Here is a 15,256-nt window from a genome sequence, read left to right as displayed (position 1 = left end):
GTATCGATCAATTCGTGTCCCACTACAACGAGAATTGCAAAGCGTTTACATGGACCGCTTCCGCTGACTCCATCCTCGCAAAGCTACAAAGACTTTGTACGCGAATCAGCGGAACGGAACACTAGTCAATCTTCTGCCTCGAACGCAGTCGTCACGATTCTTCGCTGTGATTCTTCCGCCGCATGCACTCCAGCCCCTGCAATACGATGGCGATGCCGCCGCGAAACTCCCTATCGGGCCCGAGACGCTGCGCCACTCGAGCCGTTGCTGATAGCAGGGGATATTGGTTCCCTGACAACTCGGCCATCGCTTGAGTACCCGCGCCATCAAGCGGGCCAACGTGTTGGGCCTGGAACAGGCCACTGAGATAGCTGACCAGGGTACGCAAGGCGATAACCCTTTGCTCATCGGCAAACCCGCCCTCTGTGAGTATCATCAAGAATGCCTCGGCACACCGTTTCACTCCGTGCGATGCATGGCGGTGGAGCGTCAGTAGCGGCACGATTGATGGATGCGCGCCAACGGCCACGCGCATGCACTCCGCAAGCTGCGTTATCTGCTGATTCCATGGTGCGCGCGGAATCAGTTCAGTATCGACACTCGCCAGCACCTGATCGACAACCAGCTGTTCCAGCGCCTCGCGATCCTTGACATAGCGATATAACGACATGGTCCCCGCGCCAAGTTCCGTCGCAACTGTTCGCATGGAGAGCGCGGCCAGCCCATCACGATCAATGACTTGAAGTGCCGCAGTTGCGATGTCGCCAGGCGTGAGCGAACGGGGACGTGGCATGGTCAGACAATGAAGTTTCCGCAGTTGACTTTGTTAGCGTACACTGTACTCCAACAAAGGAGAAAAGTCATGCGCACCTCATCCGGGCGTCTGCGACTCAAGCTAGGCCACATGATTGCCCCGCGCCAGATTACCGCATTAGATGGCATGGTAGATCTGCCCGACCCGAATCGACTCGTTCATCTGCAATTCCGGCGTTTTGCTGGCTGTCCCGTTTGCGATCTCCATTTGCACTCCATCGCACAACGGCATGATGAGATCGTGTCCGCCCGGATTCGCGAGGTCGCGGTATTCCACTCCGGTGCTGATGATTTGCGCCCTTTCACGATCGAATTACCGTTCGCGGTCGTTGCCGATCCAGAGAAAAGACTCTATACGGAGTTCGGTGCGGAAACGTCGCCCCGCGCGTTATTGAACCCGCGGGCCTGGCTTCCGATCTTGCGCGGTGTGTTACGTAGCCTCGGCAGGATTTTGCGAGACAGGCAACCCGTAACGTCCTTGCGTTCCCAAGGCGGCAAGCTGGGCCTGCCAGCCGATTTCCTCATCGCCGAGGACGGGCGGGTACTTGCCTGTCACTATGGCGAACACATTTACGACCAGTGGTCAGTCGATGACCTGTTGGCTCTGTCCGGGAAGATCCGATGACTACCCTCGTCAATTGCGCGCCCGGACGAATTATTCGAGGGCGCCTCATCGGTATCTCTCACCGCTGCACACGAATCGAAAAAGACGGGGAGACCGGAACGGGCGATAACCGCTCAGTCTTCCGACAGCTTTTTCAGGCGCGTAATCCACAATTCATGTCCGTCGTGCAGGCCAGCCGGATTCGATTGACGGCTCGCTATCGCGCCAGGTCCCTTAGTGGCCTCTTCGGTCACGACGTGGCACGACTGCACGCCAGGTACGAGAACCACGTGTGGTATGCCGCGACCTTCGGCCCATAGCCAAACCAGCCGAGCCTCGATCCCGGCACGTATTCGGCAACGGTGCTGCGGATCTGAACGCCAAAGGTGTCCCATGTGAAATGCGTATGCGGCCCGAGCTGCGACGCGCCGCCGGCGATCCTCACGTTGTGCGAATTGGGATAACGGAAAGATCACCACCGCGGTAAGCGCCGTGGCAAAAAATAGCGTCGTATACGCCGATCCGGTCGCCAAGAAAGCCGTAGATGACTGGCGAAATCGCACCCGACGCTATCGTCCCCGTGTAAAACAACGTGAATGCACGCTCAGTACGCTCGAGGGCCGCCATTTCCGGCGCCAGGGATTGACGAGTCGAATGCAGCGAAGCCGGAAACTCTCGAAGTTGCGAGGCCACCTTGTGGCTCAACCACTTCCAATCGATCGGCTCAGGAAACATAAACTCGACCAGGGTGACGCTCTCAAGTCGATCGTAGCGTCGTTCGCGGACGGCCTCCTTCCCGGCCCAATCTGCACGGCGCATCATCTGGGCATCTCGCGCGTACCGTTCCAAGGAAATCGCCACGGTCAGCGCTGCGTGTCGCGCTTCGCGTCTGACAATCCTGGCATTGCGAAATTCATTCCAACCAAACGTGACGACCGAGCTAACGATGCTTGCGACACCACCGATCTTCAGCAGGTCCATCCAGCCACTCTGCTTCAGATATCCAATCCACTGAAGCGCCATTCCCGCCTCCGAGTCTCACACCCCAACAGTATAGGGGCGGTTACTTCCTGATCGGCAATGCGATTCCTGCCGAGATATCCAATCCATCAAATGCCCGAACCCTGACTTCCCAACAGATTTGCATCGATCCAATTTGCAAACTTTCGGATAGTCTCCTCATTGCGTGACAGCAGCGTCCACTGTCCAATCCGTCTGACAGTCACCAATCCAGATCGCTCCAATTGCGCGATATGCATCGAAACCGTTGACTGAGACAAATTGCTCCGAGCACCCACAGCGTTAGCCGGAATACTTCCCGAGAATAAATGCTCGTAATCTGGGAAATATTCCTCGATGTCGGCCAACCACAGCAGCACCTCCCGCCTAAATGGGTGGGCCAGGGCTTTGAAAATCGCATCGACATCGGTCATATTCGACACCACATCAAACGGCATAAACCATTCAGGCAGCGATATCTAATCGCAAACGGGTTGTCTCGAATTTGATCAACATTCATGTCGGTTAGGACGCAGACCGGGGTAACGCCACGCTTCAATCGAGCCTCAGGACAATCTTGCCCACATGCCCACCCGCGTCCATTCGAGCATGCGCCTGCGCGGCCTTGGCCAACGGGAACGCCGCCTCGATAATCGGCTTCGGCCGCCCCTCAACGACATGCGGCCACACGGCACGAAGCAACGCATCCGCCACCTGGGCCTTGAACGCGGTGGGACGTGCATGCAAGGTCGATCCGGTGAGCATGAGACGGCGAACCATCACCGACGCCAGATCGATCTCGGCCCGCCTGCCGCCCTGTGCCGCGATGGTGATGTGACGTCCGCTCTCGCCGAGACACTGAAGATTGCGCGACACATAACCACTCGTACATGACAGGCGTCCTCTTCGATCCACGAGGTTACTGCCCCCATGAGCCACTGTCGCGGGCGTCGGTCGACTGGTTGTACCGCCATCTGATCGCCCTCGGTCAAATGACACGCGTCGACCGTGCTTGGCCGACGCCGGCTCCACAACTGCGTATGTCATGTAGTCATTAGACTGTCAGACTTGGGACTTGCCGATCGATGCGCCACCATCGACGAACACGGTCTGACCCGTCATGAAGCCCGCATCTTCCGAGAGAAGAAAGGCAATCGCAGCGGCGATTTCATCGGGGCGCCCAAGACGATTGAGCGGAATCATCGACAGATAGCGCCGCTCGCCTTCACTTCCGACGGGGCTCGTTACACGGAATAATTCCGTTTCGGTCGGCCCTGGAGCTACAGCGTTGACGGTAATGCCTTGCGAGGCAAGTTCCAGTGCCCAGGTACGCGTGAAGCTCGTCAGCGCGCTTTTCGCACCGGCATACGACGTGCGGTCGACGACGCCGAGAATGGTCAGGCTCGTCACATTGACAACGCGCCCCCAGCCTTTCGCGCGCATCGAGGGTAATACCGCCTGAACAGCCTGTACCGCAGGCGTCAGGTTCCTGCGCAACGAGTCCTCGAATACGTCTAGATCGATTTCACCGATCTTGCCGGGTCGAACAAATCCGACGTTGTTCACCACTCCGTCGAAAGAAAACTGTTCAGTCAGTTCCTTGAATGCCTGAGCGGTCGCCTGCCGGTCGCTCAGATCCACGGAGACGAGTGTGCCGGGGAACATCGGGTCGTCCGCGTTGCGCGCGATCCCCACAACGTGATGACCTGCGCCAGCAAGCCTGTCCGAGAGTGCGCGGCCGATACCCTTGCTCGCGCCGGTAATCAGGAAAGTGCGTGTTTTCATCTTTGACCCAAATATAGTGGTGTTGAAGAGAGTTGGCTCGACCTCTACCGTAGCGCCCGATACCATCGTGAAACCTGCACACCCTGCTTCTAGCGTATCCGGTGAATTGCCGGTCGCTCGTCAGCCGGAGACCGAACGGAGGTCAAGACCTCCTTCATTTCTTTGAAAATCTGGCTTCGCCCCGCTTCCTCGAGCGCCGCCTGTCATTCAATGCGCGGCCCCGGCAACATGATGCTCGACCGTGAAACGGACGGCCAAATTCTCGGGGGCCGCATCGGGGGCGCCGACATCGTGGTCAAGCGCTTCTCCGACCCGGTTGCCGCTGACGTCTTCAAGACTGCTCCCGACGACAAGTCTGTAGGCCCCCGGGGGCCAGCCGCGGTCCGGGCGCCAGCGCCAGACTCGCCCACTGGCGGAGACTGTCACCCGCCCAGATTGGGATCGTCCTTGATCGTCGACAACATCCAACTGGTCGCGGAGAAGCGCGCCATCCATCTCCCTGTCGAATGTAACCGTTAGAGCTTCGCGCGACCCCGCATTGGGAGAGGCAAGGCTCCAGGTCTGTGGGTTAATGGGGGTACGGGCCGCCGGCGTGACCCGGTATTGAAATCGCTTGCCGTCAACTTCGACTGTATAGCTGCGGCCGGCCTGAAGAGGGGCGACGCTACCGCCGTCCCCTTCGACGTCTCGTTTGACCCGGCCTGGGTCAAACAGGACCGTAAGGCGTCTGCCATCGGGACTCCAGAGGTCCTGACCGAAGTCCATGAACGCGCCGTCGACCACCCGACCATCAGCGTCAACCAGACGCACGTCCCGCGTTGCCACTAGACCCCGCGCTGGCCGGTCGAAGGTGACGTAGAGGCGAAGGGTGTTTGCCGGGATCGATTTCGCAGCCGGCGAGATCGCCACCACTTGCGGAACGGAGGTCGTCGACGCCACCGCCGCCACTTGCGGAGCGGAGGCGGTCGACGCCAGCACCATTGAGGCTATGAAGATCGCGTTCACTGTTGGCCGGGGCCGCGGCCCTGAAAATCGAACTCAGCCCAGATCTGGTCCAACTTTATCGGTAGCGGGAACGTCGGCACGGCCTCAAGATTGAGAGAGCCGGAATTGGCATCACGAGTCACGGACACCAGGAACTTGTCATCGAGCTTGTCCGCAAAGAGGGATGACCCGACGAACATCAGCGACTTGCCCACGGGGCCCAGCGGGTATTCGGGCCGCCAGTCTCCAACACCGCCATGAGGCGAGTTGTCGGGCAGGTATGCCATCGCCTTCTGCAGACCGGAAATCGGGATCATGCGCGGGCTGTGGCCAGCGTTCGTCGCGAACAGGCTCGGCTGCCCGTTGAACGACACTGAAACCAGGCTGAGCGGCTGACCATTGCCCATGTCGCCGACCGTCCTGCCTGTCACCTTGGCGCCGTCCTTCAGCTCTGCGGTCGGGATGAGGACGATCGGGCTGCAGGTGTAGGCGGCGATGAGGGTGTCCTCGCCATCGATCGTGGCGAACTGCATGGCGCGGATGGGCGCGCGGGTCTCGTAGCGCTCGTGGGCGACGTGGTAGATCCGGACGGCCGTCGATGAAGACCGGCCGTCGAAGGGATAGGACACGTGCCGAAGAGTCGATGAAAATTCCTCGTTGGAGATGCCGGCAACGAACAGCTCCCCATTGTGGAACTTCATGTCGACAATGGTCATCGACCGCATCGGCGTCATCGCCTTGAGATGGTATTGATCGCCCGCTGGCACCGGCCAATCGCCGGTCCGATCGCGGAAGTGCTGATCCGGGGTCGGCGCGTTGGGGACGACCCAGCTGGTCGATTTGGCGCGCGCCAGATCGACCTGGGAAAGCACCCCGGCCGGCGAGACCTTCACGACGGCCGGCTTCCCAGCGCCGAACGCAACCGAGAGATAGACGTCATGAGTGGTGGGATGGACCGCCATGCCATTGATGTGGACGCTGGACTTGGGCGCCTTGAGCAGCGTTGCGATTCGACCGTCAATGCCATAGACCTCCAGTGGCGGCGCGGCGGCGGGAGTCGCCCCCTCGCCTATCGGGTAGGCGAACACAGCGCCGCTGATGTTGTCACCGACGAACAATACTCCGTCCGGACTGAACGTCAGGGTCCCGGCGTACTGCAGCTTCGCGGCAGCTTGTGAGGACGCGACGGCCGAAGACACAGGGGCTGCCTGAGCCAGCACGGGCGCCAAAGCCGACGCGGTGATCATGAGCGCGCTTGCCGCGGCGAGGAGAGTGAGCTTCGTCATATCTTTTCCTTCGGTTCAGAGTTGTGAGACGGCCCGCTGGTGATCAGATCAATGTGACGACCATTTCGCACCAGGTGATCGGCATTTCGAATGCGATGATTGTTCGATGGCCACCGTCGCCGGATTGCCACCGTCAGCTACTTTTTTGGTCTGAAGGCTGTCCGCCTTTGCCGCAGGGTCGAAGAGTTCCTCGACTGTGATCGACGCCGCCGACGCGCGAGGATGCATCGGAGCGGAAAGCGAGGTCTCGACGCCGAGTTTCTTGTAGAGGGCTTTGGTCGGGTCGGCCACCGTGTCAAAGGCTAACTTATCTTGACGCTTCAGCATTTCGCGAAGCGACGAATGAAGCACGCGACCTCGCGAATGCTCGTGGCATGCAGCCTGTCGACCTCTTTTGGATCCAGCCGACATCGACGCCCATGTGAAACGGCGCCGAATTCGCTATGAGAGAATTCGGCACCGTATGGTTGGCGTCGTCTAGGAGGCCAGGTCAATCAGGCGCGTTGGCCGCCGGAGGCGGTGATGCGCTCGCCGGTGACCCAGGCCGAATCATCGGAGGCCAGGAACAGCGCCACGCGTGCGATGTCTTCCGGCTGGCCCGGGCGACCGAACGGGATCGACGCGACCACGGCCTTGACGGCCTCCTCCGGCCAACCCAGAGCTGCGATGCCTTCCGTGATGGTCGCACCCGGAGCGATGCTGTTGACGCGGATCTTCTTCGGGGCGAGTTCGACCGAGGTGACGCGCGTGATTGCGTCGACAGCACTCTTGGTCGCGGCGTAGACCACCGAGTTCGGCATAAAGCCGACGCTGGCGATGGAGCTGATATTGATGATGCTGCCGCCGTTCGGGCCGAAGTACTTCGCCGCCTCTTGCGTAGCGGTGATGACGCCGAGCACGTTCGTGTTGAACTCGCGATGGAATTCCTGCTCAGTCGCATTTTCAAGCGGACCGAAGGCGTAGACGCCTGCGTTGTTCACGAGGACGTCGAGCGTTCCGAAGGTACGCTTCGTCTCTTCAAAAAGGCGCTTGATGTCGGCGGTCTTCGAGAAGTCGGCCTGGATTGCAACGGCCTTACCGCCGGAGCTCTTGATCTCGGCGACCAGAGCATCCGCTGCGTCCTTGCTGCTCGAATAGTTCACGACAACCGAGGCGCCAGCCTTGGCGTAGAGCTTTGCAATGCCGGCCCCAATGCCTTTGGAAGCACCGGTAACGATGGCGACTTTTCCGGTAAGTGTGGTCATGGATATCTGTCCTGTAAATTGACGGCGCCACGTTGGCGCTCCGACGGAGTGTCGTCGATCGATAGACAGGTGAGTAGGTGCGGCGGCAAGTAAGACTTATTCGTCCAATGGATAGATCCCGCCTCGCCAGGCGGCGAAAGTGGCAAATCTTGGCGAGGCGCCCATGAGGAACCAGTCGACGTACTCGAGTCACACCAACCGGCAGGAGATGCGTGACAGGTAGCCGGCTCCAAACGAAGCACGCCGGCCACTCACCGCGCGGCCAACGGCCTCCCATTCGGGGAAGCCAGTTAGACGTTACGCGGGCAAACTTTGCAGGCCGCGATATGGCGCCGGTCACTCGGAGCGCAGTTCGGCCTGGCGCCTGCCCAGAATGGGTGATCTTCTGCGCTATCCGTGTCGCGCGGCGCGAATCACCTTGAGGCCGAGTTCAGCTATCAGATGCGAGCGCGCAGTTCCCTCACGCCGCGTCCCAGCTTGCGTCGCAACAATGCGCGCAAGGTCACGCCATCCGAATACCCTATCTGCGCCGCGATCTGGTCGATGCTCTCGCTTCCGGTGCGAAGCAGATATACCGCGCGTTCTACGCGCAGATCCTGGAAATAAGACAGTGGCGTCTTGCTCAACACACTTTGCAGGCGCCGCGATAGCGTCCGTTTGCTGGCGCCTACTGCGATGGCTGCCTCCTCAAGCGAGAAGCCTCGCGCGAGTTGTTCCCGAGCCCAAGATTCGAAGCGCTCGACGACGGGGTCTGCGTGAGACAGGTGATCCGGGATGACGAATTCAGCTTGTGAGCCGCGCGCCTCGATCAGCAGGTAGCGTGCCGCCAAGGCTGCCAGCGCGGGACTGCTGCTTCGGACGACGCTCAGCGCAAGATCCAGATGTGCCAAGGCCGCGCCGGCCGTGACAAAGCTGGCTGAATGCACAAGCATGCGAGACTCGTCCAGCGACACGCGCGCGTAGCGCTGTCGAAACATCGGCGCTAACCACCAGGATGTCGTGGCGCGCTGACCATCGAGCAGCCCGCTCTCGGCCAGTAAGAACGTGCCGGTACACGCGGCGCCGACCACAGCTCCAGAGTTTGACCACCGTTGCAAGGCGAAAACCGCGTCCGGGACGTCTGCCTGCTCAAGGCGCGCAGCAAGCGTATCTGGCGTCTTGGCACCGAGCGCGGGTACGAGCACGACGTCGGGCTTCGCCGCCTGGTGCGCTGGCACTACCGGGACACTCAGTCCCTGCGCGGTTCGCACTCGGCGTCTCACGCCGACTACTGTCACCTCGACTGGCGCTGGCGGCTGGTCCAGCGCCCCTGCCAGTTGGTTGGCGGTGTTGAGAGTGTCTGTCAGGGCGGCAAGTCCCAGATCGAACACGCCGTCGAGAACGAGAACGTGGATGCGCATGGCAACAATGATATCAATATTGACCATCTTGCCACTGGCCAATTGAACCTGTGGCGTGGAAACTGGCGACTCACCGCTCGTTCACCTGAAAGACCTGATGGACAAGCCAAACACAAACCCGTCAATGCAGGCGCAGTGAACTCCTGAAGCTCGCAGCGGTTGCTACCTCGACGCTCGTTCTCTCGAAATCCTCACAGTCAGCCGAATCCGTTCATCAAAGGAAGCCCTCCATGTCCAACTATGCCCTTTTCGTTCGCCTCGAAGCCAAGCCCGGTCAAGAGACCGCTGTTGCCAACTTTCTGGCCGGCGCGCTGCCGCTCGCCAATGCCGAGTTGGGTACCGTTGCCTGGTTCGCGTTGCGGTTCGGTCCCTCGACGTTCGGTGTATTCGACACCTTTGCGGACGAGCAAGGCCGTCAAGCCCACCTGAACGGCCCAATCGCCGCGGCGCTGATGGCTAACGCGGCCGCCTTGCTCAGTTCGCCGCCGACGATCGAGAAGGTCGATCTACTCGCGGTGAAGATGCCTGGCTAACAAACGTCTGCGGCGCCGGGCGACAAATCACCCTGCAGCCTCGTGTAAGCTCGAAGCTTAGCGACGCAGTTTTGCGATCAGGTACTCGACGAGTGCACGTGCTGCGGGCTTCGGCAGTCGACCCGCCGCGAACATGCCGTGGACTTCGACCTCGCCCATGTTCCAATCGGGGAGCAGCTGAATCAGCGAACCATCGGCGAGTTCAGCACGACAGCCCCATAGAGCTGTGGTCACGATACCCATTCCGGCCGCCGCGGCAGCTACGGCTGCTTCGTTGACGGATACATTCAGGCGGCTGTTGATTCGGGTTGACACACGCTGGCCGTCCTTCTGGAAGGACCATGTACCGGCACTAGTTCCCGCAGGGCCGATAATGGCCGCGTGGGCAGCCAGGTCGGCGGGCTTCTCGGGCGCGCCATTCGTCTTGAGATAGGCCGGGGAGGCGACGATCAATCGTTGTGTTCGTCCAATCAGGCGCGCGGTCGCACTCGAGTCGGCCAGGTCGCCGAGACGGAGCGCGACATCGGCGCCTTCCTTGATAGTGTCTTGTCGTTGATCGCTCATTAGCAGGCTGACCTTCAACGAGGGATGGCGTGCAAGGAAAACTGGCATCACGGGAACGATTTCGCGCACACCAAAGCTTGTGGGCATGGCAACACGCAACTCGCCGCGCAGCTCCTGCGATCCGCGAGCTACGTGATCGGCTTCCTCAAGCGACGCCAGAATCGCTTCGATACGAGTCAGATAGTCGTTACCGACGTCCGTCAGCGTGACAGCCCGTGTCGTGCGCGCAATCAACGCACCGCCAACGTTCTTTTCCAACGCTGCGATGATGCGCGACACGGACGGCTGAGAAAGATCAAGCTCTCGCGCCACCGCTGAGAAGCTTCCGGTGTGAGCAACGCGGACGAAGAGTCGAAGGGCCAGCAGCTTATCGTTCATATGAGGAGTGTAGCTTGGACCAGGCAGCCGCCCCAAATATGTCGCGTATGAAATAACAGATGGTCGGTAGGGCTGTTGATCGTCATGAGACCATGGAGAAGGTCTACCCTCTTCCCGTGAGCACGCCGACTTGAACGCGTTTCCAATACGCGCGACGGATAAGACTTATTTGTTAGTTGCGGGAATCGGGATGCTGGCTCTGTTTTAAGGCACCCCCGACTGCGTAAGGCCACCTCCCTCCGGCGCCGATCAAAAACCGACAACCGGGCGAACAAAGAGCGCCGAAGAGACCCGTCCAGCGCGCCTTCTTTCGGCCATAGGATTGATCGCGATTACCGTTCGATCCTGGAGTCCGCAGAGCTGAGACGCACTAGCAGTCGCCGCCGCGATGTCGCGTTCAGCATTTTGCCTTCGCCACTCAGCGTTTTGTTCTGCTGGCCGTGGGCAAATACCGCCTCGGTTGGCAAAAGCGTCACCGCCCCCACGCCTGACACGCTGGCGTGCGTCACTGCCAGGCTCGGGCTCATGCGGTGGCCATCTGCACGCTTGTGAAAGTCACATCTAGCCTACTTCGTTGAAGTCATGGCGCTCAAGCGTGATCGCTCATTCGCTCAAGACATAGGTGTTATCCATTCCGTCTGCCTACCGCCGCTGGATGCGTCGACCTACAATCAAATCTCCATCGATTAAGAAGCGTCTATGTACAAGCTCTATGCGTTTGCCTCACCCAACAGCCTCAAAGCTGTCATCGGTCTAGAGGAGTTGGAACTCGAGTACGAGCTCATTGGCGTCAACATCCGCAAGGGCGAGCAGAAGTCTGCGGACTATTTGGCGCTCAACCCCAACGGAAAAGTGCCTGTCCTCGTCGATGACCAGTATGCTGAAGGCGACGACGCCTTGGCGGAGTCTGCCGCTATTTTGGTCTATCTCGCCGAGCGTCACGGAAAGTTGCTCCCAACGATTGGCATGGCCCGAGCACGCGTATTCGAGCAGTTGTTCTTCCACGCATCGGGGATCGCTCCTGCCTTTGGTCAGTCCGGGTTCTTCCAGAAGAACGCAAGCGAGCGACTGCCACTGGCAATCGACAGGTTCCAGAGCGAAGCAAATCGCACGGCCGCGATCCTCGATCAGGTGCTGGCTCGCCGCCGGTATGTCGCAGGTGACGACTACACCATTGCCGACATCGCACACTTTGGTTGGATGTGGCGACGCGAATTCGCGAACGTTACCTTCGAAGAAATCCCCAATGTCGCGCGTTGGTACGAAGCGATGACTGCACGGCCGGCTGTTCAGCGTGCCATCAAGCGAGTCGAGGCGCTGATGCCACCGCAGGCCTGACCGCCCTAAGCCCCAGTCATTTCCCCGTCGAACCCGGTGCCACTCGCACCGGGGCAGGCTGTCGCCGACGCTCGTCGCGACGTGAACAGGATTTGCATCCAATGCTGAAGCGTCACTTTCTGCAGTCTGACGAGTTCAAGGCCGTGCTTGCGTCGCTACCAGAGCATATTCGGTGGTCACCTGAACGCATCGGGAGCTCGATGCGCGAGACACTGTCGAAAAGGCCGGTAGACAGTGACGTCTGGCTCTTCTGCTACGGATCACTCATATGGAATCCGGTCGTGCATTTTATAGAGCGCGAGTCGGCAACGTTACCTGGATGGAGTCGCAGCTTCACGCTTGGCCTTAGGTCTGGTCGGGCAAGCGCAGCGCATCCAGGCCGGATGCTTGGTCTCGAGCCCGGTGGCGAAACGCAAGGAGTCGTCATCCGGTTTGACGAAGATTCGCTCGATGATGAACTGCCGCTCGTTTGGGCGCGAGAGATGATCAGCGGCGCCTACCGGCCGGTTTGGCAGCCCGTCATCTTAAGGGGCGGACGACGCGTCACGTCGCTTGTTTTTGTCGCAGATAGAGCGCATCCCTACTGGTGCAAGGACGCGTCTGTAAAAACGATCGTACCGATACTCGCCTCTGCCTCTGGGCCCTTGGGCACGAATGCAGAATACGTCCTGCGCCTGGCCGACGCGCTGACCGATTTGCGCGTTCGCGACGAGTACATCGACGCCTTAGCTTCGGCACTACGAGAACACGGTGGCTCTGGCGGACGTATTGTGCCTTGAGCACCATGACTGCGGGCTCATCATCGACACGCCGTTCAGCGCACAAACAGCCCAGCCGCCGATAAGAACGCTGACATCGCTACTGCAGCGCGGGATGTCCAGTACAAATGAGGCGTAGGGTTGAGTGGCCATGAAACCTTTCAGTTCGATGTGGCCCTGGCGCTGCGCACGGGAGGCTCAATCGCCGGGCAACTGCTGATGGCGGCGAAGGCGGCGGCATCGGCGATGCGGCTAATCGCCAGTGAGAGTGGGTGCTCTATATGCAGCGGCTCCGCGGCGCGCGCGAAGTGCAGTTCCTCTGCTACAGCGATGAACAACGCATGTGACGCAAGTCCATAGGCGAAGATCAAGTCCAGCGGCACGCTCTATCAGCTGATCGGAGAGAAGAAGATCTACTTCACTCATGGTCTGCGAGAGCATCATAATAATCGCGAAGGCTCCCGGAGACGGGCAAGGATGCCCTGCGTTTTCAGCGCGTGCGCATGTCCTCAAGAGCGGCGGCGAGCTCTACGAGATCCCGATGCAATCGCGATACTCTCGATTTTCCAAGCTTCGCGATAGCCATGGACTGTAGTTCATGTTTCACCTTCGCACACGCCGCCTGTATGGCAACCCCGCGCTTCGTCAGGCGCACGATCTTGGCGCGTGTGTCGGTTGAGTCAGGTACCTGCTCCACATAGCCGCGCGCCTCCAGTTCCCGAACCAGCTGACTAATCGCCTGTTTGGTGATTCCTGCGCGCTGCGCCAAGGTGGTGGGACGGGCGCCGGTCGCATCCAGTAGCGGCATGAGACTCGCGAAGGCAGGCGTCATGTCGCTGAACCCACAACTAGCAACCTTGGCCATCATGGCGGCGATCAAGGCGCGGCTGGCGGCAGCCAGGGCCGGTGCAAAGCTGTCGTCCTTTTCTTTCGTTGAGTTACTCACGAGCACCTACGTCGTCACAGTGCAAATTTATCATCAAGTTTCTTGACCATATCGTCAAAGTACTTTACCTTATTTCATCAAGTTAGTTTACCAGATCGCGAAGCTCAGGCAAAGGAGCTAAAAATGTCAGTACCAACAATCGCTCAGAAGGGTCCATATCCTGTTCAAGTTGAAGCGGGAAAGAGCTACTACTGGTGTTCCTGCGGATTGAGCGAGACTCAGCCCTTCTGTAACGGCAGCCACGCCAGCAGCGGGCTCTCCCCGATAAAGTTCGAGGCCGCAGAAACCAGGACGATTTACCTCTGTGGCTGCAAGAACAGCAAGAGCGGCGTTTTCTGCGATGGTAGCCACGCCAAGCTCTAAAGATCGTTGCGACTCGGGGGATCGAAGTGCTGATGCAAGTCGGTTCTTCAATATCCGGCTTACTTTCCTCCGGCATGACCACCGTCGCGGCCGGACCCTCGTCAGGCGCGGAATAAGGAAACCATCATGAACGCGATCAACCAAGTCACTCCGCAATCGGCGGGAGCTCTGACCTTCAGCCCCGACGGGGTTCTCTTCGTAGGCGACAGCAAGCTCGGAGCCGTCTTCGCCTTCGAGACGGAACGCGGCCAGGCTCCAGCCTCGCTGGATCCCTTCCTCTTCGAGTCGTTCGACGAGAAGATCGCCGACGCGCTGGGCGTGACGGTGAAGAGCTTGGTGATGAACGGGATGGCCATCCACCCCATCACGCGCGAGCCATACCTGTCCGTCGGCGTGCGCAATGGCGATCGCCTGGAGCCCGCGGTCGTGAGCGTCTCGCTCGCCGGCGAGGTCCGCCCCTTCGATCTCTCATCGTCAAAGATGACAGTACAGCAATTGACCGACATCCCCGACGAAAGCAAACACTTCAAGTCGCGGGCAGGTGGTCCTTTCCCGTATCCGCCAGCGGCGGTCTTCGAGGAGAAGGCGCGTACACCACTCCGATCCATGACGATCGTGGATATGAAGTTTCACAATGGCGAAGTGTTCATCGCCGGCGTCTCGAACCAGGAGTTCTCCTCCACGCTACGGCGTATCCCCTATCCGTTCACCGGGGCCGCCAGCGAAACCCAAGTGGAAATCTACCATCTCGCGCACGGCCTCTACGAAACGCGTGCGCCGATCCGGGCCATGCAGTTCGCCTCCATCAATGGCGAGGACACGCTTGTCGCTGCCTACGCTTGCAGTCCGCTCGTCACCATTCCGGTTTCAGAGCTGAAGCATGGCGCGAAAGTGAGGGCCAAGACGATCGGTGACATGGGCAACGGCCAGCCCATTAGCATGGTCGCCTTCCGTGATGGGGACGAGGACAAACTATTCATCACCAATCTCGCTCGCGGCCCCATGATAGTTCCACTCTCCGGAATCCGCTCCGCCGAAGGCTACACACCCGAGAACCGGCCGACCAAAGACAAGATGCTGGACCAACATCCCACCATGCCTGCCGGGCCGGTCGGCAAGCAGGTGCTGTTCGTTGGGGAAGGTCTGAACAAATCATTTTCAGCCTGACTGTTCGCCACATTCGAAATTGGCGGGTCTCGAAAGTCGTTTTCTTGTTGGGAACCGAATGAATACCGACCAGAAATTGATCTCGATGTTTGAA

The 15,256-nt window shown here is 59.7% G+C and carries 18 protein-coding genes and 3 pseudogenes; 7 read left to right on the top strand and 14 right to left on the bottom strand.

Features of this window, described 5'->3' with window-relative positions; all coding sequences use genetic code 11:
• Window positions 1-125 (top strand): annotated as a pseudogene (locus FQ755_RS31805) (IS630 family transposase); the annotation flags it as partial.
• Between the two features lie 26 nt (window positions 126-151).
• Here the strand turns inward: FQ755_RS31805 and FQ755_RS31800 are convergent.
• The gene (locus FQ755_RS31800) at window positions 152-793 is read right to left on the bottom strand and encodes a TetR/AcrR family transcriptional regulator (protein ID WP_144160601.1); all 642 of its coding nucleotides are present in this window, start codon (window positions 791-793) and stop codon (window positions 152-154) included.
• Window positions 794-862: 69 nt separating this feature from the next.
• On the opposite strand from FQ755_RS31800, the gene FQ755_RS31795 reads away from it, so the two are divergent.
• Window positions 863-1,438 (top strand): peroxiredoxin-like family protein, encoded by a 576-nt coding sequence (locus FQ755_RS31795; RefSeq protein ID WP_144160598.1) that lies wholly within the window; start codon window positions 863-865, stop codon window positions 1,436-1,438.
• 113 nt (window positions 1,439-1,551) lie between these two features.
• Here the strand turns inward: FQ755_RS31795 and FQ755_RS37670 are convergent, their stop codons facing one another.
• The 10 genes and pseudogenes from FQ755_RS37670 to FQ755_RS31750 form a co-directional block, all read right to left on the bottom strand.
• Window positions 1,552-1,707, bottom strand: a complete 156-nt coding sequence (locus tag FQ755_RS37670; protein ID WP_186308717.1) for a hypothetical protein — start codon at window positions 1,705-1,707, stop codon at window positions 1,552-1,554.
• Window positions 1,708-1,875: 168 nt separating this feature from the next.
• A pseudogene (locus FQ755_RS31790) lies at window positions 1,876-2,050 on the bottom strand (MFS transporter); the annotation flags it as partial.
• A 476-nt stretch (window positions 2,051-2,526) separates the two neighbouring features.
• Entirely contained in the window at window positions 2,527-2,874 is a 348-nt protein-coding gene (locus FQ755_RS31785; protein WP_260858972.1) for an ArsR/SmtB family transcription factor, read from the bottom strand.
• 97 nt (window positions 2,875-2,971) lie between these two features.
• Window positions 2,972-3,292 (bottom strand): zinc-binding dehydrogenase, encoded by a 321-nt coding sequence (locus FQ755_RS31780; RefSeq protein WP_222105809.1) that lies wholly within the window; start codon window positions 3,290-3,292, stop codon window positions 2,972-2,974.
• A gap of 186 nt (window positions 3,293-3,478) precedes the next feature.
• A complete protein-coding gene (locus tag FQ755_RS31775) occupies window positions 3,479-4,201 on the bottom strand; it encodes an SDR family oxidoreductase (protein WP_144160592.1) in 723 nt (240 codons plus the stop codon).
• A gap of 207 nt (window positions 4,202-4,408) precedes the next feature.
• Window positions 4,409-5,206: a hypothetical protein gene (locus FQ755_RS31770; protein WP_144160589.1), complete on the bottom strand. Its 798-nt coding sequence runs from the start codon at window positions 5,204-5,206 to the stop codon at window positions 4,409-4,411.
• Complete coding sequence (locus FQ755_RS31765; RefSeq protein WP_144160586.1) at window positions 5,203-6,471, bottom strand: hypothetical protein; 1,269 nt, start codon at window positions 6,469-6,471, stop codon at window positions 5,203-5,205. Before FQ755_RS31765 ends, FQ755_RS31770 begins: the two co-directional genes overlap by 4 nt.
• A 48-nt stretch (window positions 6,472-6,519) precedes the next feature.
• Window positions 6,520-6,798 carry a hypothetical protein gene (locus FQ755_RS31760; protein ID WP_144160583.1) on the bottom strand — a complete coding sequence of 93 codons (279 nt, stop codon included), beginning with the start codon at window positions 6,796-6,798 and terminating at the stop codon, window positions 6,520-6,522.
• Window positions 6,799-6,965: 167 nt separating this feature from the next.
• A complete protein-coding gene (locus tag FQ755_RS31755) occupies window positions 6,966-7,715 on the bottom strand; it encodes an SDR family NAD(P)-dependent oxidoreductase (RefSeq protein WP_144160580.1) in 750 nt (249 codons plus the stop codon).
• 437 nt (window positions 7,716-8,152) lie between these two features.
• Entirely contained in the window at window positions 8,153-9,115 is a 963-nt protein-coding gene (locus FQ755_RS31750; protein ID WP_144160604.1) for a GlxA family transcriptional regulator, read from the bottom strand.
• Window positions 9,116-9,345: 230 nt separating this feature from the next.
• Here FQ755_RS31750 and FQ755_RS31745 point away from each other — a divergent pair, with 230 nt between their 5' ends.
• Window positions 9,346-9,648, top strand: a complete 303-nt coding sequence (locus FQ755_RS31745) for a putative quinol monooxygenase (RefSeq protein WP_144160577.1) — start codon at window positions 9,346-9,348, stop codon at window positions 9,646-9,648.
• Between the two features lie 57 nt (window positions 9,649-9,705).
• Here FQ755_RS31745 and FQ755_RS31740 read toward each other — a convergent pair whose 3' ends face one another.
• Window positions 9,706-10,590 carry a LysR family transcriptional regulator gene (locus FQ755_RS31740; protein ID WP_144160574.1) on the bottom strand — a complete coding sequence of 295 codons (885 nt, stop codon included), beginning with the start codon at window positions 10,588-10,590 and terminating at the stop codon, window positions 9,706-9,708.
• A gap of 699 nt (window positions 10,591-11,289) precedes the next feature.
• On the opposite strand from FQ755_RS31740, the gene FQ755_RS31735 reads away from it, so the two are divergent.
• Both FQ755_RS31735 and FQ755_RS31730 read left to right on the top strand, forming a co-directional pair.
• The gene (locus FQ755_RS31735) at window positions 11,290-11,928 is read left to right on the top strand and encodes a glutathione S-transferase family protein (RefSeq protein ID WP_144160571.1); all 639 of its coding nucleotides are present in this window, start codon (window positions 11,290-11,292) and stop codon (window positions 11,926-11,928) included.
• Window positions 11,929-12,029: 101 nt separating this feature from the next.
• Window positions 12,030-12,707, top strand: a complete 678-nt coding sequence (locus FQ755_RS31730) for a gamma-glutamylcyclotransferase (RefSeq protein ID WP_144160568.1) — start codon at window positions 12,030-12,032, stop codon at window positions 12,705-12,707.
• A 218-nt stretch (window positions 12,708-12,925) separates the two neighbouring features.
• On the opposite strand, the pseudogene FQ755_RS31725 reads toward FQ755_RS31730, so the two are convergent.
• Window positions 12,926-13,044 (bottom strand): annotated as a pseudogene (locus FQ755_RS31725) (LysR family transcriptional regulator); the annotation flags it as partial.
• Between the two features lie 132 nt (window positions 13,045-13,176).
• On the bottom strand, window positions 13,177-13,632 hold the full coding sequence (locus FQ755_RS31720) for a MarR family winged helix-turn-helix transcriptional regulator (protein WP_144160565.1): 456 nt from the start codon (window positions 13,630-13,632) through the stop codon (window positions 13,177-13,179).
• 123 nt (window positions 13,633-13,755) lie between these two features.
• On the opposite strand from FQ755_RS31720, the gene FQ755_RS31715 reads away from it, so the two are divergent.
• Complete coding sequence (locus FQ755_RS31715; protein WP_144160562.1) at window positions 13,756-13,995, top strand: CDGSH iron-sulfur domain-containing protein; 240 nt, start codon at window positions 13,756-13,758, stop codon at window positions 13,993-13,995.
• A 126-nt stretch (window positions 13,996-14,121) separates the two neighbouring features.
• Window positions 14,122-15,162, top strand: coding sequence for a hypothetical protein (locus tag FQ755_RS31710; protein WP_144160559.1), 1,041 nt, complete (start codon window positions 14,122-14,124; stop codon window positions 15,160-15,162).
• Window positions 15,163-15,256: the final 94 nt, after the last annotated feature.

The organism is Paraburkholderia sp. BCC1885, assembly GCF_900996235.1.
Classification (GTDB): domain Bacteria; phylum Pseudomonadota; class Gammaproteobacteria; order Burkholderiales; family Burkholderiaceae; genus Paraburkholderia.
The sequence above is the reverse complement of the archived record's forward strand: the minus strand, read 5'-3'. Positions and strand labels throughout refer to the sequence as shown.